The organism is Streptomyces chilikensis (assembly GCF_001642695.1).
GTDB lineage: Bacteria > Actinomycetota > Actinomycetes > Streptomycetales > Streptomycetaceae > Streptomyces > Streptomyces chilikensis.
The window spans coordinates 1,953,516-1,971,958 of sequence record NZ_LWCC02000005.1 but is presented as its reverse complement, the minus strand read 5'-3'; the positions used below and the strand labels follow the sequence as shown (position 1 = coordinate 1,971,958).

21 protein-coding genes are annotated in these 18,443 nt (G+C 73.3%); 15 read left to right on the top strand and 6 right to left on the bottom strand.

Annotation, left to right across the window (positions count from 1 at the left end):
- The first annotated feature begins 4 nt into the window (after nucleotides 1–4).
- Entirely contained in the window at nucleotides 5–895 is an 891-nt protein-coding gene (gene mqnP, locus A2U95_RS08835; protein WP_420857020.1) for a menaquinone biosynthesis prenyltransferase MqnP, read from the top strand.
- A gap of 184 nt (nucleotides 896–1,079) precedes the next feature.
- Here the strand turns inward: mqnP and A2U95_RS08830 are convergent, their stop codons facing one another.
- Nucleotides 1,080–1,694 carry a rhomboid family intramembrane serine protease gene (locus tag A2U95_RS08830; RefSeq protein WP_166021624.1) on the bottom strand — a complete coding sequence of 205 codons (615 nt, stop codon included), beginning with the start codon at nucleotides 1,692–1,694 and terminating at the stop codon, nucleotides 1,080–1,082.
- A 129-nt stretch (nucleotides 1,695–1,823) separates the two neighbouring features.
- On the opposite strand from A2U95_RS08830, the gene A2U95_RS08825 reads away from it, so the two are divergent.
- The 10 genes from A2U95_RS08825 to A2U95_RS08780 all read left to right on the top strand — a co-directional run bounded on the left by A2U95_RS08825 (nucleotide 1,824) and on the right by A2U95_RS08780 (nucleotide 10,973).
- Nucleotides 1,824–2,039 carry a hypothetical protein gene (locus A2U95_RS08825; RefSeq protein WP_166021623.1) on the top strand — a complete coding sequence of 72 codons (216 nt, stop codon included), beginning with the start codon at nucleotides 1,824–1,826 and terminating at the stop codon, nucleotides 2,037–2,039.
- Nucleotides 2,040–2,301: 262 nt separating this feature from the next.
- A complete protein-coding gene (locus A2U95_RS08820; RefSeq protein ID WP_166021622.1) occupies nucleotides 2,302–2,979 on the top strand; it encodes a UbiX family flavin prenyltransferase in 678 nt (225 codons plus the stop codon).
- A 94-nt stretch (nucleotides 2,980–3,073) separates the two neighbouring features.
- Nucleotides 3,074–3,529: an Lrp/AsnC family transcriptional regulator gene (locus A2U95_RS08815; protein ID WP_166021621.1), complete on the top strand. Its 456-nt coding sequence runs from the start codon at nucleotides 3,074–3,076 to the stop codon at nucleotides 3,527–3,529.
- A gap of 138 nt (nucleotides 3,530–3,667) precedes the next feature.
- The gene (locus A2U95_RS08810) at nucleotides 3,668–4,192 is read left to right on the top strand and encodes a GNAT family N-acetyltransferase (RefSeq protein WP_166021620.1); all 525 of its coding nucleotides are present in this window, start codon (nucleotides 3,668–3,670) and stop codon (nucleotides 4,190–4,192) included.
- Nucleotides 4,193–4,297: 105 nt separating this feature from the next.
- Complete coding sequence (locus tag A2U95_RS08805) at nucleotides 4,298–4,558, top strand: DUF4229 domain-containing protein (RefSeq protein ID WP_166021619.1); 261 nt, start codon at nucleotides 4,298–4,300, stop codon at nucleotides 4,556–4,558.
- Nucleotides 4,559–4,939: 381 nt separating this feature from the next.
- The gene (locus tag A2U95_RS08800) at nucleotides 4,940–6,253 is read left to right on the top strand and encodes a dicarboxylate/amino acid:cation symporter (protein ID WP_240957244.1); all 1,314 of its coding nucleotides are present in this window, start codon (nucleotides 4,940–4,942) and stop codon (nucleotides 6,251–6,253) included.
- A gap of 188 nt (nucleotides 6,254–6,441) precedes the next feature.
- Complete coding sequence (locus tag A2U95_RS08795; protein ID WP_166021617.1) at nucleotides 6,442–7,059, top strand: TetR/AcrR family transcriptional regulator; 618 nt, start codon at nucleotides 6,442–6,444, stop codon at nucleotides 7,057–7,059.
- 17 nt (nucleotides 7,060–7,076) lie between these two features.
- Nucleotides 7,077–9,263 (top strand): MMPL family transporter, encoded by a 2,187-nt coding sequence (locus A2U95_RS08790; protein WP_166021616.1) that lies wholly within the window; start codon nucleotides 7,077–7,079, stop codon nucleotides 9,261–9,263.
- Between the two features lie 134 nt (nucleotides 9,264–9,397).
- Nucleotides 9,398–10,165 (top strand): YqjF family protein, encoded by a 768-nt coding sequence (locus tag A2U95_RS08785; RefSeq protein ID WP_166021615.1) that lies wholly within the window; start codon nucleotides 9,398–9,400, stop codon nucleotides 10,163–10,165.
- Nucleotides 10,166–10,316: 151 nt separating this feature from the next.
- Complete coding sequence (locus tag A2U95_RS08780) at nucleotides 10,317–10,973, top strand: TetR/AcrR family transcriptional regulator (RefSeq protein WP_166021614.1); 657 nt, start codon at nucleotides 10,317–10,319, stop codon at nucleotides 10,971–10,973.
- A gap of 11 nt (nucleotides 10,974–10,984) precedes the next feature.
- Here the strand turns inward: A2U95_RS08780 and A2U95_RS08775 are convergent, their stop codons facing one another.
- A complete protein-coding gene (locus A2U95_RS08775) occupies nucleotides 10,985–11,869 on the bottom strand; it encodes a MaoC/PaaZ C-terminal domain-containing protein (RefSeq protein WP_206282960.1) in 885 nt (294 codons plus the stop codon).
- A 64-nt stretch (nucleotides 11,870–11,933) separates the two neighbouring features.
- Nucleotides 11,934–13,247 (bottom strand): 3-oxoacyl-ACP reductase, encoded by a 1,314-nt coding sequence (locus A2U95_RS08770; RefSeq protein WP_166021612.1) that lies wholly within the window; start codon nucleotides 13,245–13,247, stop codon nucleotides 11,934–11,936.
- A 144-nt stretch (nucleotides 13,248–13,391) separates the two neighbouring features.
- Between A2U95_RS08770 and A2U95_RS08765 the strand changes: the two genes are divergently transcribed.
- Nucleotides 13,392–14,681 (top strand): acetyl-CoA C-acetyltransferase, encoded by a 1,290-nt coding sequence (locus A2U95_RS08765; RefSeq protein ID WP_166021611.1) that lies wholly within the window; start codon nucleotides 13,392–13,394, stop codon nucleotides 14,679–14,681.
- 133 nt (nucleotides 14,682–14,814) lie between these two features.
- On the opposite strand, the gene A2U95_RS08760 is transcribed toward A2U95_RS08765, so the two are convergent.
- On the bottom strand, nucleotides 14,815–15,018 hold the full coding sequence (locus A2U95_RS08760) for a cold-shock protein (RefSeq protein WP_108954893.1): 204 nt from the start codon (nucleotides 15,016–15,018) through the stop codon (nucleotides 14,815–14,817).
- A 354-nt stretch (nucleotides 15,019–15,372) separates the two neighbouring features.
- Here A2U95_RS08760 and A2U95_RS08755 point away from each other — a divergent pair, with 354 nt between their 5' ends.
- The 3 genes from A2U95_RS08755 to A2U95_RS08745 all read left to right on the top strand — a co-directional run bounded on the left by A2U95_RS08755 (nucleotide 15,373) and on the right by A2U95_RS08745 (nucleotide 17,546).
- Complete coding sequence (locus tag A2U95_RS08755) at nucleotides 15,373–16,221, top strand: menaquinone biosynthetic enzyme MqnA/MqnD family protein (protein ID WP_166021610.1); 849 nt, start codon at nucleotides 15,373–15,375, stop codon at nucleotides 16,219–16,221.
- An 87-nt stretch (nucleotides 16,222–16,308) separates the two neighbouring features.
- A complete protein-coding gene (locus tag A2U95_RS08750; RefSeq protein ID WP_166021609.1) occupies nucleotides 16,309–16,734 on the top strand; it encodes a DUF4259 domain-containing protein in 426 nt (141 codons plus the stop codon).
- A gap of 80 nt (nucleotides 16,735–16,814) precedes the next feature.
- Nucleotides 16,815–17,546: a prepilin peptidase gene (locus tag A2U95_RS08745; protein ID WP_166021608.1), complete on the top strand. Its 732-nt coding sequence runs from the start codon at nucleotides 16,815–16,817 to the stop codon at nucleotides 17,544–17,546.
- A gap of 2 nt (nucleotides 17,547–17,548) precedes the next feature.
- Here A2U95_RS08745 and A2U95_RS08740 read toward each other — a convergent pair whose 3' ends face one another.
- Nucleotides 17,549–17,800: a hypothetical protein gene (locus A2U95_RS08740; protein ID WP_166021607.1), complete on the bottom strand. Its 252-nt coding sequence runs from the start codon at nucleotides 17,798–17,800 to the stop codon at nucleotides 17,549–17,551.
- 8 nt (nucleotides 17,801–17,808) lie between these two features.
- Nucleotides 17,809–18,213: a hypothetical protein gene (locus A2U95_RS08735; RefSeq protein ID WP_240957440.1), complete on the bottom strand. Its 405-nt coding sequence runs from the start codon at nucleotides 18,211–18,213 to the stop codon at nucleotides 17,809–17,811.
- Between the last annotated feature and the right edge of the window lie 230 nt (nucleotides 18,214–18,443).

The following is an 18,443-nucleotide window of genomic DNA, read 5'->3' as shown; positions in this document are numbered from 1 at the left end:
TTCCGTGCCGGCGGAGCCCCGGCCGGGGCGGGTGCGGGCCTTCCTGCGCCTGGTGATGATCGAGCACTCGGTCTTCGCGCTGCCCTTCGCCTACATCGCCGCGCTCACCGCGATGTTCACCGTGGACCGGTCGGTGCACTGGGTGGACCTGCTGCTGGTGACGGTCGCGATGGTCGCCATGCGGACCTTCGCGATGGCGGCGAACCGGATCATCGACCGGGAGATCGACGCCCGGAACCCGCGCACCGCCCAGCGGGAGCTGGTCACCGGCGCGGTGTCCGTGCGGACGGCGTGGACGGGGGCGGTGGTCGCGCTCGTCGTCTTCCTGGTCACGGCGGCGCTGCTCAACCCGCTCTGCCTGGTGCTGGGACCGATCGCCGCGGTGCCGATGGTGGTCTACCCGTACGGCAAGCGGTTCACCAACTTCCCGCAGGCCATCCTGGGGCTCGCCCAGGCCATCGGGCCGCTCGGCGGCTGGCTGGCCGTCACGGGGGAGTGGTCCTGGGAGGCCGTCGTCCTCGGCGTGGCCGTGGGCGTCTGGATCGGCGGGTTCGACCTGATCTACGCCTGCCAGGACGTCGAGACGGACCGTGAGATCGGCGTGAAGTCGGTGCCGGCGCGGTTCGGGATCCCGGCGGCGATCTGGGGCGCGCGGGGCTGCCACCTGGTGACCACGGCGCTCTTCGCCTGGTTCGGCCTCCTCACCGGGGCGGGGCTGTTCTTCTGGCTGGGTCTGCTGGTGGTCGCCGGTGCGTTCGTCTACGAGCACACCATCGTCCGGCCGCACGACCTGTCGAAGCTGAACAGGGCCTTCTTCTCCACGAACGGGTTCATCGGCGTCGCGTTCTTCGTCTTCACGCTCGTCGACCTCCTGGTCAGGGGCCTGACGGCGTAGTCCGTCCGGATGGGCCCCCGTGCTTCCCCGCGCCGGCGGGGACCGGCGGAGGGGAGGCGGCGGCGCGGTCCTGCCGCCCCTGTGCGTCGCACGACGGTCGGACGATCCGCGAGGGGGGCGACAGCTCCCCGGAGCCCGCCCGGCCGTTCCCGTGGCGCGGCGGACGGGAACGGCCGGGCGGCACCTAGGCCGCGCGCCGCCGCCGGGCCAGGAGGAACGCGGCGGCGATGCCGGACAGCAGGCCGATCAGGTGGCCCTGCCAGCTGACGCCCGTCTGCGTGGGGGCCAGGCCCGCCAGGATCGAGCTGCCCCACACCGCGGTGATCAGCACGGCGACCAGCACGCCCAGCGGCCGCCGCTCGACGAACCCGGCGACCAGCAGGAACCCGAAGAGGCCGAAGATCACGCCGGAGACGCCCGCCGTGTTCACCCCGGCCGGGGATATCAGCCACACCCCCACCCCGTCGGCGGCCACGATCAGCGCGCACACGGCGAGGAACCGCCGTATCCCCCCGAGCGCGGCGAGGAAGCCGAGCACCAGCAGCGGAACCGTGTTGGCGGCGACGTGGGCGAAGCCGAAGTGGACGAAGGCGGCGGGTACCACGTCGACCAGCTCCGCCGGGACGCGCGGCACGATGCCGAAGCGGTCGAGGGCGTGCCCCAGCACGACGTCGACGATCTCCAGCAGCCAGAGCAGGGCGACCCAGCCCAGCACCAGCTTCCCGGCCAGCCGCGCCCGGTCCCCGCGCGACAGCGTCGCTCCGGGGCTCGCGCCCGCACCGCCACCGATGGCTGCCATGGATCCCCCGTTCCTCGTGCGGACCGCCTGTCACCAGAACGCTTTGCGCCCCTTGTCCGGTTCCCGGTTCCGCACGGCCGGGCGAAATCCGTTGCGTCCGGCCCCGCCGCCAGGGTGACAATCGCCCCCATGCCCAGCTCCGCCGACCGGCTGCTCTCCGCACTGCTCTCCTCCAGGCGCCGCACCGCGCTCGCCGAACGCCTGCTGCCGCGGGTGCGCGAGGCGTGGGGCGACCACGAGGCGGCCCGCCTGCTGCGGGCCTGCTCCACGCCCTTCGTCGCCCGGCACCTCCCCTCGCTCGCCCACGCGGCCGCCGGCCGGGGCGGCCGGGCGGCTGGCGCGTGACGGCGGCACCGTCACCGGTCTCCTCGCGGTCTGCCTCACCTCGGCCCTCGGCCCCCGGTACCGCTGGTCCGGGGAGTGGCGCGAAACGCTGCGCGTCCTGCGCCGCCATCCGGATCCGGACGTGCGGCACCGGGCCCACCGGACGGTGACCGAGAGGGAGTAGCGGGGGAGTAGCGGGGGAGACGGGCGGGATCCGGGGGCGCGGCCCGCCCGTCTCCCGCCCGTTCCGGGACTGTCGGGCCACGCCGGTAGGCTCTGCGTTGTGAACGCAGGGGAAAAGCGGCGGACCCCTTGGATCGTGGGGGTCTCGGGGGCGTCCGGCACGCCGTACGCGGCCGCGGTGTTGCGCGGGCTGATCGAAGCCGGGGAGAGCGTCGACCTGGTGGTCAGCCGGGCGGCCCGGCTGACCCTGATCGACGAGACCGGGATCTCCTTCCGGGACGCCCACTGGCAAGACGACCTGCGGAACTGGCTGGCCCTGGGCGCCGACGGCGGGCCCGGCGCCTTCCAGGTCCCCCTGGACGACGTCCGGTACTGGCCCGCGGGCGACCTCGCCGCCGGGCCCTCGTCCGGTTCGTACCCCTCCCGGGGCATGCTGATCGTCCCCGCCTCCACGGCCGGCGTGGCCGGGGTGGCGCTGGGCCTCTCCAAGGACCTGCTGCAGCGCGCCGCGAGCGTGACGCTCAAGGAACGCCGTCCGCTGGTGGTCTGCGTGCGTGAGACACCGCTCAACGGGCAGACGCTGCGGCACCTGGTCACGCTGGACGACGCGGGGGCGAGCGTCGTCCCGGCCTCCCCTGCCTTCTACGCGGGCGCCACCCACATCCAGGACCTGGTGGACTTCGTCGCCGGGCGGGTGCTCGACGCGGCGGGCGTCCCGCACACCCTCTACCGCCGGTGGAAGGGCGGTCTCGGCGGGGCGAGGGCCTCCGAGGGCTGACCGGCGGCCGCCGCCGACCACGCCGGCGGACCGGCGGTCACGCCCCATCGTTCACATACGCGCAGATTCACCTCACCGGAAGGCAATCGATCGCATGGACGCCGTGGACAGGCAGCTCATCCAGGCTCTCAGGGAGAACGGACGGGCCTCCTACGCGGAACTGGGACGCCTCGTCGGCCTGTCGGGGCCCAGCGTCACCGACCGCATCAACCGGCTGGAGGCGGCCGGGGTCATCACCGGTTACCGCGCCACCGTCGACGCGGCCTCGCTCGGTCTGGGCGTCACCGCGCTGATCGGCATCTCGCTCTCCGACGCCGCCGACCACGAGGACGTGGCCCAGCGGGTCAAGGAGCTGCCGGAGATCGAGGACTGCTGGTTCATCGCGGGCGACGACAGCTACATGCTGAAGGTCAGGGCGAAGGACGTGGACGGACTGGAGCGGATCATCCGCCGCCTCTCCGGCACCCACGGGGTGTCCCGGACCCGCACCACCATCGTGCTCTCCACCAAGTGGGAGAACCGGGTGGGCGAGCTTCCCGAGGAGGTCTGACCGGACCGTCGCGCCGCGGCGGCCGCGGTGCGGCCCCGCGGGGCGGCGGCCGGCCCCGCGGCGCGACGGTCCGGCCCCCGGCGTCCAGCCCGTGGAATCACCTTGAGCACAGCGGAAAGTAAGGGCTAGATTCGCCTCATGACCCTTACCTTCACGTTCGATCCGGCCGTCACCCCCGCCGTGCGTGACGGCATCCTCGACCTCTGGCTCGACGTGACCAACGCCGGCGGCGCCGTCGGCTTCGTGCCCCCGGTGACCCGTGACGACATCCGCCCCGCGCTGATCAGGCAGCTCACCCAGGTCGCCGACGGCACCGCGCGGCTGCTCGTCGGCCGGGACGCCGAGGGCCGGGTGCTGGCCACCGGCTTCCTGGCCTTCAACGCCCACCGGCTGATGAGGCACTGGGTGATGGCCTACACCGTGATGGTCCACCCCGGACACCAGGGCAAGGGGTACGGCCGCGACCTGATGGCTGCGCTCGCCGACGCCGCCCGCGGCCTGGAGGGCATCGAGGCGATCCGGCTCGGCTGCCGCGGCGGCCTCGGGCTCGAGCACTTCTACGCGTCCTGCGGCTACAAGGAGGTCGGCCGGGTGCCCGGCGCGATCCGGGTCGCCCCGGGGGACGACCGGGACGACATCACGATGTACCTGCCGCTCCACTAGGTCCCGTCCGCCGCCCCGGCCCTCCTCGCCCCGCCCGCAAGATCGGTCCGGCGGCGTGTTTCACTGGATGGCAGTGCCTTCGTTGGACGGAAGAGTGGGTTTGAGATGCTCCGCTACACACTGATGCGCATCGGCATCTTCGTGGGCTGCTTCGTGGTGGTCTGGGGCGGCGTGTACGCAGGTCTGCTGCCGAGCGCCGTCGGTGACTCCAACGGCATGTGGATCGTCCTGCTCGCCCTGGTGCTCTCCGCCCCGATCAGCTTCGTGGTGCTGCGCGGCGAGCGCGACCGCGCCTCCGTGCGGATCGTCGAGCGGATGGAGCGCGCCAAGACGAACCTGGAGCTCAACCGCTCCCAGGAGGACTGACCCTCCTCGCGTCCAGCGGCAGGTGCCCCGACTCCCTTGGGAGTCGGGGCACTTGCCATTTATCGGGCCGAAACGCGTTCCACCTCACAAACAAAGGCTTTGGGCATCCCAAAGCTTTGCTGTTAACGTATTCGCATGACGTCAGCAGCCGCGCCCCTCATGCCGCAGAGCCTCGTGCTCGTGGCGCGCCTGCATGTGGACCTCTGTCGCCGCACCACTGCGGCGTGTCGGCTCTGACCTGAGTCCGAGTCCGGCCTCATCCACTCCCACGCGGCGCTGCTGACCGATTCCGGGGCGCCGCAGTTCAGCGTTCATCGCCTTTTCCCCCCGCCCCCGCGCGTCCCCCGACGGAGTGTGTCCGTGTCCGAGAACACGAATGCCGTGAGCAAGCCCAGGCGCTCGCTCAAGGTGCCCTTCTGGCTGCAGATCATCGCCGGTCTGTTCCTCGGCGTCCTGCTGGGCTGGATCGCCCGCACCTTCGATGTGGCCTGGCTGGTCACCGCCCTCGACAAGGTCGGCGGAACGTTCGTCCAGCTGCTGAAGCTGGCGGTCGCCCCGCTCGTCTTCTTCGCGATCCTGGTGTCCATCACCAACCTGCGGAAGGTCAACAACGCCGCCCGGCTGGCCTCCCGCACGCTGCTCTGGTTCCTGATCACCTCGCTCATAGCCGTGGTGATCGGCCTCGCCATCGGCCTGATCACCAACCCGGGCGCCGGCACCGGCCTCACTCCGGAGGACGGCGGCAAGCCGGAGGCCCAGGGCACCTGGCTCGACTTCCTGACGGGCATCATCCCGACCGACGTCATCACGCCGTTCACCGAGCTGAACGTCCTGCAGATCGTCTTCATGGCCGCCGTCGCCGGCATCGCCGCCCTGGCCATCGGGGAGAAGGCACAGCCCGTGCTCTCCCTCAGCGAGTCGGTGCTGGAGCTGCTGCAGAAGGCGCTGTGGTGGGTCATCCTGCTCGCCCCGATCGGCACCGTCGGCCTGATCGGCCGCGCCATCGCCACCTACGGCTGGGACCTGATCGGCAAGTACGCCACCTTCACCGCCGACGTCTACATCGGCTGCGCGCTGGTGATGTTCGGCGTCTACCCGCTGCTGCTCGCCACCGTCGCCAAGGTCAGCCCCGTCCAGTTCTTCAAGGGCGCCTGGCCGGCCATCCAGCTCGCGTTCGTCTCCCGCTCCTCGGTCGGCACCATGCCGCTGACCGTCAAGGTCGTCGAGCGCCTGGGCGTCCCGCGCGAGTACACCTCCTTCGCGGTGCCGTTCGGCGCCACCACCAAGATGGACGGCTGCGCCGCCATCTACCCGTCGCTGGCCGCGATCTTCGTGGCGCAGATCTTCGACATCCAGCTCGGTCTCCAGGAGTACCTGCTGATCGCGTTCGTCGCGGTCGTCGGCTCCGCCGCCACCGCCGGCCTGACCGGCGCCACGGTGATGCTGACCCTGACCCTGTCCACGCTGGGCCTGCCCCTGGAGGGCGTCGGCCTGCTGCTGGCCATCGACCCGATCCTGGACATGATGCGCACCGCCACCAACGTGGCCGGCCAGGCAGTGGTGCCGGTGATCGTCGCCGCCCGGGAGAACATCCTCGACCGCGACGCCTACCGCAACGCCTCCGCCTCGCCGCTCGAGGGCGACGAGCCGCAGGTCCGGGACCGCGCCCCCGAGCCGGTGGGCGCCACCGCCTGAGCCCGCCCGCTCCGGAAGTCCGGGAAGACCCCCTTCGCCGATCACGGCGAAGGGGGTCTTCGCGTCGTGCCGCGCGCCGCGGACCTCCGCCGCGTGCCGGACCTCCCGCACGGTTCCGTGACCGACCCCACACCGGCGCGCCTGTCCGAACGGTCAGAGCTGACCGTTCGGACAGTTACCGTTGTGCCATGGCACGCACGTCCAGCGGTCTGCACGAACGGCTGCTCGCCTCCGCCCTGCGCCTCTTCGTCGCCCGCGGCTTCCGCGGCACGTCCCTCGCGGACATCGCCGCCGACGTGGGTTGCTCCAAGGCGTCGTTGCTCTACCACTTCAGCAACAAGGAGGCGATCCTCACCGAGCTGCTGATGCCGGTGGGGAACGAGGTCTTCGCGCTCGACGAGCGGCTGTCGGAGCTGGACGGCGAGGAGGCCTCGCTCACCGCGGTCCACTCCTTCGTCGGCATCACCCTGCGGTTCCGCCGCGAGATCAAACTGCTCTTCGACAACCTCGCCGACGTGTCCTGCCTGCCCGACCTGGGCGTGGAGACGATCGACGGGATCCGCGAGCGGCTGGTCGACGCGGTGGCCGGCCGCTCCGCCGACCCGCGGGACCGCATCGCCGCCCTGATGGCCCTCGGCGGGATCTTCGCCACCGGCGCCGCCGACCTGCCGTACGACGACCTGACCCTCCGCGAGGCGTTGCTCACCGGCGCGCTCCGCACACTCAACCTCGCCCCCGGCGACCCCGCCCCCGGTGACCTCGGCCCCGGCCGAACCGCCCGGGACGCGGAGCCCGGGAAGAACTAGAAGAAGGGCCCCTTTCCATGGCGACCTTGCTCTACCGGTTGGGCCGCGCGTGCTTCGGGCGCCGCGGCCTGGTGGTGGCCGTGTGGCTGCTGCTGCTCGGCCTGATGGGCGGTGCGGCGGCGGCCTTCATGGGTGAGACCACCAACGCCTTCCGGATGCCGGGAACCGAGTCCCAGCGCGCGATGGACTCCCTGGAGAAGCAGTTCCCGCAGGCCTCGGGCGCCACCGGCTCCGTGGTGATCACCTCCGACGAGAAGCTCACGCCGAAGGACGTCGCGCCGGTGGTGAAGGACGCGGCCGCGATACCCGGCGTGGTCGCCGCGATGGACCCGTTCCAGATGCAGTCGGTGTCCCGCGACGGGCGCCACGCGCTGGTCCAGGTCCAGTTCAAGGACGAGATCGCGGACATCACCGACGAGCAGCGCGACGCCTACGCCGAACTGCCCGAGACCTACGACGGCGAGGGCGGCACGGTCCGCGTGGAGGTCGGCGGCGAACTCGCCCAGACCCCGCCGGAGATCGGCTCCACCGAGGCGATCGGCGTGGCGATCGCCGCCGTGGTCCTGGTGATCACCTTCGGCTCCCTGGTCGCCGCCGGCATGACGCTGCTCAACGCCCTGGTGGGCGTGGGCGTCGGCATGGCCGGGCTGTACGCGCTGACCGGCTTCGTCGAGCTCAACAGCACCAGTCCGGTGCTGGCGCTGATGCTGGGCCTGGCCGTCGGCATCGACTACTCCCTCTTCATCACCTCCCGCTACCGCCAGTTCCTGGTCGAGGGCGTGGAGCGCCGTGAGGCGGCCGGACGGGCCATCGGCACCGCGGGCTCCGCGGTGGTCTTCGCCGGAGCCACGGTGGTCATCGCGCTGGCCGGCCTGTCCGTCGTCGGGGTGCCGTTCCTGTCCGCCATGGGCCTGGCCGCGGCGGCCACCGTCGCGGTGGCCGTGCTGGTCGCGCTCACCCTGCTGCCGGCGGTGCTCGCCTTCGCCGGCGACAAGATCCTGCCGCGCAAGCTGCGCCGCACGGTCGCCGAGAAGGGCCCGGACGAGGCCGTCGAGGTCAAGGAGGGCTTCGGCTACCGCTGGGGCCGCCTGGTGCTCAAGCTGCGGATCCCGATCCTGCTGGTCGGCATCGTCGGCCTGGGCGCGCTGACGCTGCCCGCCCGCGACATGCACCTGGCCCTCCCGGACGCCGGCACCGCCGCCCCGGACACCACCGAGCGGCAGGCGTTCGACCTGACCGCCGAGGGCTTCGGCCCCGGCTTCAACGGCCGTCTGATGGCCGTCGTCTCCGGCGACGGCCAGGCCGCCACCAAGGCCGCCGTCGAGGACGTCGCCGTGCTGCTCCAGGACGTCAAGGGCGTCGCGGCCGTCGCGCCCCCGCAGTTCAACCAGGACGGCACGACCGCGCTGGTCGCGGTCGTCCCGACCACCGGTCCGACCGACCCGGCCACCGAGGACACCGTCCACGCCATCCGCGGCAAGGTCGCCGACGTCCAGGGCGCCGACGTGGCGCTGACCGGCATCACCGCGATCGGCATCGACATCTCCGAGAAGCTCGCGGACGCGCTGCCGGTCTACCTGCTGCTGGTGGTCGGCCTCTCGGTCCTGCTGCTGATGCTGGTGTTCCGCTCGATCCTGGTGCCGGTGAAGGCCGCCCTCGGCTTCCTGCTCACCGTCGGCGCCACCTTCGGCCTGACCACGGCGGTGTTCCAGGAGGGCCACCTCGCCGACCTGGTGGGCGTGGACACGCCGGGGCCGCTGGTCAGCTTCCTCCCGATCATCCTCATCGGCATCCTCTTCGGCCTCGCCATGGACTACGAGGTCTTCCTGGTCTCCCGGATGCGCGAGGACTTCGTCCACGGCGACTCCCCGCGCCAGGCCACGATCAACGGCCTCGGCCACAACGCCCGGGTCGTGACGGCGGCGGCGCTGATCATGACGGCGGTCTTCGCGGGCTTCGTCTTCGCGCACGACCCGATCATCAAGTCCATCGGCTTCGCCCTCGCGGTCGGCGTGCTGATCGACGCGTTCGTCGTCCGCATGACGCTGGTGCCGGCGGTCATGTCGCTGCTGGGCCGCGGCGCGTGGTGGCTGCCGAAGTGGCTGGACCGTGCGCTGCCCGACCTCGACATCGAGGGCGAGAAGCTCCGTCACGCGCTGTCCGAGGAGTCCGGCGAGGACCGTGAGACGGTGCGGGTGGGCTGACGTCCCCGCTCCCAGGGCCCCGGCGCGCTTCGGCCGCCGGGGCCCTGCGCGTTCCGCGTCCCCGGGGGAGGAGGCGCCCGCGGGCGGCGGGCAGCGCCGGGCGCTCCCGCGCGGGCGCCTGCCATACTGTCGCGATGCCGCCGCCGGACATGTTCCTCGAACCCGTCTCGGCCGATCCGCCCCCCGCGGCGGGACGCGCCTTCCTCACCCAGTCCTGGCTCGACCTCGCCTTCCTCCACTGGGCCGCCGACCCCGGGGCGGTGGCCGGGCTGCTGCCCGCGGGCACCCGGCCGGACACGCTGGACGGCGTCACGTACGTCGGGCTGGTCGCCTTCCGGATGCACCGCGTGGGGTGGTTCGGCCTCCCCGGCGTCCCCTACCTCGGCTCCTTCCCCGAGACCAACGTGCGCCTGTACTCCGTGGACGCCCACGGGCGGCGCGGCGTGGTCTTCCGGTCCCTCGACGCCTCGCGGCTGATCCCCGTGGCCGTCGGCCGGGCCGCGTTCCGCCTGCCCTACGTCTGGTCGAGGATGGAGGTGCGCCGGAAGGACGGCACCGTCACCTACACCAGCCGCCGACGGTGGCCGGGCCCCGCGGGCGCGCACAGCAGGATCGCGATACGGATCGGGGAACCGGTCGAGGACCCGTCCGGACTCGAACACTTCCTGACGGCGCGGTGGGGGATGCACAACGTGTTCCTCGGGCGCTCGCGGTACCTCCCGAACGCCCACCCCCGCTGGCCCCTGCACCGCGCCGAACTCCTGCACTGCGACGAGAATCTGGTGACCGCCGCGGGCCTGCCCGCCCCGGCCGGGGACCCGGTGAGCGTGCTGTACTCGCCGGGCGTCCCGGTGCGGTTCACCCGACCGCCCCGCAGGCCCGGCGGCGTCCCCACGCCGTGAGCACCGGCGGGAGACCCGTCCCGCCGCCCGGGCGGGCGGCCGCGCGCCCCCGCGGAACGCGGGAGGCGCGGTCGCGGGAGGCGCCGTGCCGACGGGCGGACGCCCGCGACCGTGCGTCGCTCCCGCGCGTCCACCGGCATACTCTTGCCGCATGGTCGTAGTGGTCAGGACGACGAAGCGCCTCCCCCGCGCGGAGCGGGAGCGGCAGATGATGGACGCCGCCGTACAGGTCTTCGGGCGGCGTGGATACCGCGGCGCCTCCATGGACGAGGTCGCCGAACTCGCCGGTGTCTCCAAGCCGTTGGTCTACCTGTATCTCAAGTCCAAGGAAGACCTCTTCACCGCCTGCATCCGCCGGGAGGCGCAGGCCCTGACCCGGGCGGTCCGGGCGGGCGTCCGCCGCGACCTGCCGCCCGACCGCCAACTCTGGGAGGGCCTGCGCGCCTTCTTCCGCCACACCGCCGACCATCCCGACGGTTGGACCGTCCTGCACGTCCAGGCCCGCACCCACGGGGAGCCGTTCGCGGCCGAGGTCGCCGCCCTGCGGGCTGAACTCGTTTCCTTCGTCACCCAGTTGACGGTGGTCGCGGCCCGCGCCGCACACCGCGACCCGGACCTGCCCGAGCGCGAGGTGGCCGGGCTGGCGGAGGCCCTGGTCGGCGCGGCGGAGTCGCTCGCGGCGTGGGCCAACGCCACCGAGGGGGTCTCCGCCCGTGAGGCCGCGGCCACCCTGATGAACTTCGCCTGGGCCGGCCTCGACAACCTGATGGCGGGCCGCCCGTGGACCCCGCCCGCCGACCAGGACTGACGCCCGGCCGCCTACGGCTCCCGGACCTCCCCCTCCAGGTGGACCCGCTCCCCGCCGCGCAGGACGAACCGCCCGCCGCCCGCCGCGTACGCCACGCTCCCGGGCAGCAGGACCGGCGCCTTGAACCGCGCGGACACCCGCACCGCCGGCGGCGTCCCGTGCTCGGCCAGGCACCGCGCCGCCGTCCACATGCCGTGCGCGATCGCCCGGGGGAACCCGAGGAGCCGCGCCGTCGCCGCCGTGAGGTGGATCGGGTTCCGGTCGCCGGACGCGGCCCCGTACCGCCGTCCCAGGCCGGCCGGGAGCCGCCACTCCGCCACGGTCGGCAACCGCCCGAACTCCTGCGGGGACTCACCGTCCCGCCCGCCCCGGGGGCCGTGCTCCCCGCTCCGGGACCCGCCTTCCCCGTCCCCGGGGTCCCCGGAGGGCGGCACCCGGTGACGGGCGAGGTACGTGCTGCGCGACTCCCACACCAGCTCGCCGCCGGCCCGCGCCTCCGTGACGACCACCGCCTCCGTGCCCCGCCGGTGCGCCGCCAGCCCGGTGACCCGCACGGCGATCTCGTACCGCTCGTCCGCCGGCATCGCGGCCCGCCGCGTGATGCCGATCGACGTGTGCACCAGCCCCAGCAGCGGCAGCGGGAACGCCCGCTCGCTCATCAGCCGCATCGACGCCGCGAACCCCAGGACGTGCGGATAGGTGACCGGCAGCGTCCCGTCGCCGGCGAACCCGCAGATCCGCTCGTACGCGGTGAGCCGCCCCGCCTCCGCCCGCACCGCGGGCAGCACCAGCCGGGTGCGCGGGAACGGCGCGTCCGGACGCGGGCGTTTGACGGGGGAGAGCAGCGCACCACGGGCCAGCAGCGGCGCCAGCGCGGGCGGCCGTGACAGCACCACGACGCGTGTCCCCTCGGGGTGCGTCTCCTCGTGGGCGGACCCGGACGTCGCCTCGGTCACGTCCTCACGCCCCCAGCATGCTCTGGCCGCAGACGCGGACCACCTGGCCGTTGACGCCGCCGGAGGCGGGGCTCGCGAACCAGGCGTGGGTCTCCGCGACGTCCACCGGCAGACCGCCCTGGGCCAGCGAGTTCATCCGCCGCCCGGCCTCCCGGATCATCAGCGGGACCGCGGCCGTCATCCTGGTCTCGATGAAGCCCGGCGCCACCGCGTTGACGGTGACCCCGTGCTCGGCGAGCGCCCGCGGCGCCAGCGCGCGGACCAGGCCGACGACGCCCGCCTTGCTGGCCGCGTAGTTGGTCTGGCCGGAGTTGCCGGCGATGCCCGCGATGGAGGCGGTGGCGGTGATCCGGCCGCCGCGCGGGATCAGCCCCTGCGCCAGCAGGGCGTCGGTGGTGTGCAGCACGCTCGCCAGGTTGACGTCGAGCACCGAACTCCAGCGTTCCGCGGGCATGTTGACCAGGCGTCGGTCGCGGGTGATGCCCGCGTTGTGGACCAGCACGTCCAGCCGGCCGTCCGGCAGCGCCGAGGCGATCCGGTCGGCGGCGTCCGCCGCGGTGACGTCCAGCCCGAGGGCGGTGCCGCCCAGCCGCCCGGCGAGGGCGCGGGCCTCGTCCTCGGCCCGCGGCACGTCCAGCACGACCACGTGGGCGCCGTCCCGCGCCAGGGTCTCGGCGACGGCCGCGCCGATGCCGCGCGCGGCGCCTGTGACCAGCGCGGTGCGTCCGGCCAGCGGACGGTCCCAGTCCTCGGGGGCGGTCACCTCGGCCGCGTCGACCTCGATCACCTGGCCGTCCACGAAGGCCGACCTCGGCGACAGCAGGAACCGCAGCGTGGACTCGGCGGCGGCGGCGTCGGTGAGGCGGACCAGGTTGACGGTCCTGCCGCGGCCGATCTCCTTGCCGAGCGAGCGGACGAAGCCCTCCAGCCCCTGCTGCACCGCCGACTGGTGGTGGTCGGACGGGTCCAGCGGCGCGCCCAGGACGACCACCCGGCCGGAGTCGGCGATCGAGCGGACCACCGGGTGCAGCGCCCCGTGCACCCCGGCCAGCGCCTCCACGGTCCGCACGCCGGTGGCGTCGACCAGCACCGCGGCGGGCCGCTCGGCGTCCCCGGTGCGCACGTCCAGCCCGGTGCGGGCGAGGACCGGCGCCAGGCCGGGGGCCGGCTTCCCGGCCGTCAGGTGCAGCACCGGGCCGTCCAGCAGGGGCTGTTCGGCCGACCAGCGGCGCAACGGGGCGGGCTGCGGCAGGCCCAGCCGCCTGGTGAGGAAGCGGCCTGGCGCGGTCCGGGTGAAGCTCTGATAGCGGTCGGCCATGTGAGGGCTCCCAGGCATGTGCTGTGCGGACGGAGGTGGCTTACCCTGAAGTAAGGTTACCGATGGTAAGCCTCAATCCGTAAGCCCGTTCACAGGCCGCCGACGCCAGGGCGGCACGAGGCCCGACGCAAGGAGCAGGCCGAGATGAGCGTTCTCCCGCAGCCCCCGGCGACCCGCCGCGTCGCCGTCATCGGCGGCGCGCGCATTCCGTTCGCCCGTTCCGACGGCCCCTACGCCACCGCGTCCAACCAGGAGATGCTGACCGCCGCCCTGGACGGGCTGGTCGAGAGGTACGGCCTCGGGGAGCGGGGCGCGGTCGGGGAGTTCGTGGCCGGCGCGGTGCTCAAGCACAGCCGCGACTTCAACCTGGCCCGGGAGACGGTGCTGGGTTCCCGGCTGGACCCCAGGACGCCCGCCTACGACATCCAGCAGGCCTGCGGCACCGGACTCCAGGCGGTGATCGCGGTCGCCAACAAGATCATGCTGGGCCAGCTGGAGTCGGGGATCGCGGGCGGCGCCGACACCGCCAGCGACGCCCCGCTGGGCCTCAACGACCGGCTGCGCAGGATCCTCCTGGAGGCCCGGCGCGCCAGGTCGGCGGGCGCCCGGCTGAAGGCGCTCTCCCGGGTGCGCCCGTCCCACCTGGTCCCCGACGTCCCGCGCAACGCCGAGCCGCGCACGCACCTGTCCATGGGCGAGCACGCGGCGGTCACCGCCCGGGCCTGGGGCATCACCCGCGAGGCGCAGGACGAGCTGGCCGCGGCCAGCCACCGCAAGCTGGCCGCGGCCTACGAGCGGGGCTTCTTCCAGGACATGGTGGTGCCCTTCCGGGGCCTGGCCAGGGACCAGAACCTGCGGCCCGGCTCCACGGTGGAGAAGCTGGCGGCCCTCGAGCCGGTCTTCGGCCTCGACGGCCCCGGGCCGACGATGACGGCCGGCAACTCCACCCCGCTCACCGACGGCGCGGCCACCGTCCTGCTGGCGAGCGAGGAGTGGGCCGAGGCCCGCGGCCTGCGGCCCCTGGCCTATCTGACCGCCTACGGGACGGCGGCGGTGGACTTCGTGCACGGCGACGTCGCCGACGGCGAGGACGGGCTGCTGATGGCCCCCGCGTACGCGGTGCCGCGGATGCTGGAGCGCGCCGGACTGGGCATCGAGGACTTCGACCTGATCGAGATCCACGAGGCCTTCGCCTCCCAGGTCCTGGCCACGCTGGCGGCCTGGGAGAAGCGGGGCCTGGCCCCGGTGGACCGGGACCGGCTGAACGTGGCCGGTTCCTCGCTGGCCACCGGCCATCCGTTCGCCGCCACCGGCGCCCGGGTGGTCGCCACGCTGGCCGCGCTGCTGGCCGAGCGGGACGCGCCGGGACGGGGCCTGATATCCGTCTGCGCGGCCGGGGGCCAGGGCGTCACGGCGATTCTCGAGCGGGCCTGAGGCGGCCCGCTTCCGGCGAAAGGCAGGAGCCCCCGGTGCCGGTGAGAACCGGCAGGGGGCTCCTTGGGTACTGCACTCGTTCCGGAATCAACTCAACCGGAGCAGAGCATCGGGCTCTCTTCGAGCCGGAGGCTTACTGCGGGGTGACGTTCTCCGCCTGCGGGCCCTTCGGACCCTGGGTCACGTCGAAGGTCACCGCCTGGTTCTCCTCGAGGGAGCGGAAACCGCTGGCGTTGATCGCGGAGTAGTGAACGAAGACGTCGGGGCCTCCGCCTTCCTGGGCGATGAAGCCAAAGCCCTTTTCGGCGTTGAACCACTTCACGGTTCCGGTAGCCATAAGCCCTCCTTGGGCCCAAAGGGTTGCCCTGCTCCAGAACCTGCAAGTGTCCGAAACAACTGCACAAGTCTGAAAACGACGAGAGCCCGCGGTCACATGCTCCGCAGGCTCTGTACTGCAAGGGAAACCAAACTGCAACTTGCTGCGAGCCTAGCACGCAGGGACCTGAATGCAAGAGAGGGCAAGATCACGTCACTCGTGTGCATAAAAATCGCAGATCGGGGTTGACGGTCGGGTTGGGCCGTGCGGGCGACCCCGGAATCCGGCGGGCCGCGGGCGCGGCCCGCGGCACACGGGCGCGCGCGGGCGCACCCTGGGCGTCGGATTGCGCCGGACGGGGTCTAGTCTCGCGATGTGGACAATTCTCGCATCCGGCCGCGCGTCGGCCACATCCAGTTCCTGAACTGCCTGCCCCTCTACTGGGGGCTCGCGAGAACAGGCACGCTCCTCAACCTGGAGCTGACCAAGGACACGCCGGAGAAGCTCAGCGAGAGGCTGGTCGCGGGAGACCTCGACATCGGTCCGGTCACCCTGGTCGAGTTCCTGAAGAACGCCGACGACCTGGTCGCCTTCCCCGACATCGCGGTCGGCTGCGACGGGCCGGTGATGTCCTGCGTGATCGTCTCGCAGCTGCCGCTGGACCAGCTCGACGGCGCCCGGGTCGCCCTCGGCTCCACCTCCCGGACCTCCGTGCGGCTGGCCCAGCTGCTGCTGCAGGAGCGTTTCGGCGTCCAGCCCGAGTACTTCACCTGCCCGCCGGACCTGGGCGCGATGATGCTGGAGGCGGACGCCGCCGTCCTGATCGGCGACGCCGCGCTGCGGGCCAGCCTGCACGACGCGCCCCGGCTCGGCCTCGCCGTCCACGACCTCGGGGCGCTGTGGAAGGAGTGGACCGGGCTGCCGTTCGTCTTCGCCGTCTGGGCCGCCCGCCGCGACTACCTGGAACGCGAGCCGGAGCTCACCCGCCGCGTCCACGAGGCGTTCCTCGCCTCCCGCGACCTCTCCCTGGAGGAGGTCACCAAGGTCGCGGAACAGGCCGCCCGCTGGGAGGCCTTCGATGCCGAGCTCCTGGAGCGGTACTTCACCACCCTGGACTTCCGCTTCGGCCCGCGGCAGCTCGGCGCGGTCGCCGAGTTCGCCCGCCGCGTCGGCCCCACCACGGGCTTCCCTGCGGACGTGAAGGTCAGCCTGCTGGAGGCGTAGCCCGGATTCCGGGGGATGTCGGTGCGGCCTGCCAGGATGCGCGGCGTGCGGGCGGACCGCACCACCGGATCCGGGAGGCGGGCGCCCATGGGCACCTGGGACACAGGTCCTTTCGACAACGACACCGCGGCGGACTTCTCCGGCGACCTCGACGACGCGCCGGAGGGCGCGCGTGCGGCCGTGGTGCGCGCCGTGCTGCTCCGGGCGGCCGGCACGGGGGCCGCCGGCCACCTCGACGCCGACGTCGCCTGCGAGGCCGTCGCGGCCGCCGCGCTGGTCGCCGCCCAGTGCCCGCGCGGCGAACCCGTGGACACGCCCTACGCCCCGGACGAGCCGCTGCCCGACCTGACCGGGCTGCGCGCGGTCGCGGCCGAGGCGCTGGGGCGGGTGGTCACCGAGCCGTCCGAGCTGCTGGAGCTCTGGGAGGGCGACCGGGCGTGGCTGTCCGTCGTGCGCGGGCTGCGGGACGTCCTGCTGCCCGGACCGGCGGACGGGCGACCGGCCCTCGGGTAGCGGCGGCCCTCAAGTAGCGGCGGTCCACGGGTGACGGCGGTCCACGGCGCCCGGCCCGTCCCCGGGCATAGGCTGGCCGGGTGACGACCGAGGTGTGGCTGCTGGGGACGGTGGCGGTCGTGTGGGGGGCGGCAGTGGGACTGCTCCTGGCGCGGCCCGCGTACCGGCTGGCGGTCGGGCCGCAGCAGCCGTGGCGGGCCGACTGCCCCGGCGGCCACCCGCTGCCCGGCTGGCTCGGCCCCGCCCGCTGCCGGGGCTGCCACGGACCGTACGGCCGTGGACGCGTCGCCCTGCCCGCCGTCACCGCCCTCCTCTGCGGGGCCCTCGCCGCGGCCACCGGGCCGCGTCCCGAGCTGCTGGTCTGGCTGCTCCTGACTCCCGCCGGGGTCCTCCTCGCCGCCGTCGACCTCCGGGTGCGCCGCCTGCCGGACGTGCTGACGCTGCCGCTGGCCGTGACCGCCCTCGCCCTGCTGGGTGTGGCCGCGCTGCTGCCCGAGCACGCGGGCCGGTGGACCGGCGCGTCGCTCGGCGCCCTCGCGCTGTCCGGGGGCCACCTGGTGCTGCACCTGATCAGCCCGGCCGGCATGGGATTCGGCGACGTCAAGCTCGCCCTCACCACCGGCGCGGTGCTCGGCTGGTACGGCTGGGGCGTGCTGCTGCTCGGCGCCTTCGCCGGGTTCCTGCTCGGCGGGCTCTACGGCCTGGCCCTGATCGTCCTGCGCCGGGCGGACCGCCGCACGGAGATGCCGTTCGGCCCGTTCCTCCTCGCGGGCGCCTTCCTGGGCCTGCTGGCCGGCGCCTACGCCGCCTGACCTCACCTCCCGCGACGGCCCGCTTCCCCCCGTCCCAGCCAGGCCAGGCACCCCGCACGCGCCGCGACACCGGCGGCCAGGGCCACCAGGATCGCCCCCCAGTCGATGACGTGGGGCAGCCCGGGGAAGAACAGGAAGAAGCCGAGCCCCGCCACTACTCCCGCGACGAACGCGGCGACGGAGACACGGCGGCGCCGGTCCTCCGCCTCGGGCCCCCGGGTACCGTTCCGGTCCTCGGGCTGCTGTTCGTGCATGAGGTCCTTCACCGGGTGATGTGGTGGCACTGGCTCGCCAGTCGAGTCCCGTTGACGTGGAGGCGGGCGCACGCCTTTCCGTAACGCGGGAGCGTCTGCGGGCTGTTGCCCCGCATCGGATCGATCCGGCATTCCGTGTGCACCCGGCCTCGTGAGGTCCGGTACACCCGGTTGTCGGTGTCGGCGTACGCGAAGTCGATGCGCCAGTTGCAGAAGCCGCTGTTCAACGCGCCGGCGAAGGCGCAGTCGACCCCGGCGTTCTGGTACGTGATGCGTCTGCCGCCGCCCCGGACGATGTGGGTGAACATGCAGCCGGTCGGAATGTTCATCGCGATGCCTCCGACCGTGTAGGCGAACGTCCGCACAGGCGTGGAGCCGATCGCGTTCACAGAAGTGTGCGCAGGGGGTGCCATCGCCAGGGTGGCGGCCGACAGCAGGGTGATGGCGAAGTGAGTGATGTGGCGCATGACTCGTGTCCTTCCGTGTTCCGCACCGGTGAGCGGGACAACGGGCCGCGGGCGGGGGAGTTGCTGTCGCCGCGGGACGTCACCGGCATGAGGTACGGCTGGATACGGTCGCTGACCAGCGGAAACGTTCACTTCCCGAGCGGGTGGCCCCGGGCAGCCCCGAGGCTCCGGCGGTT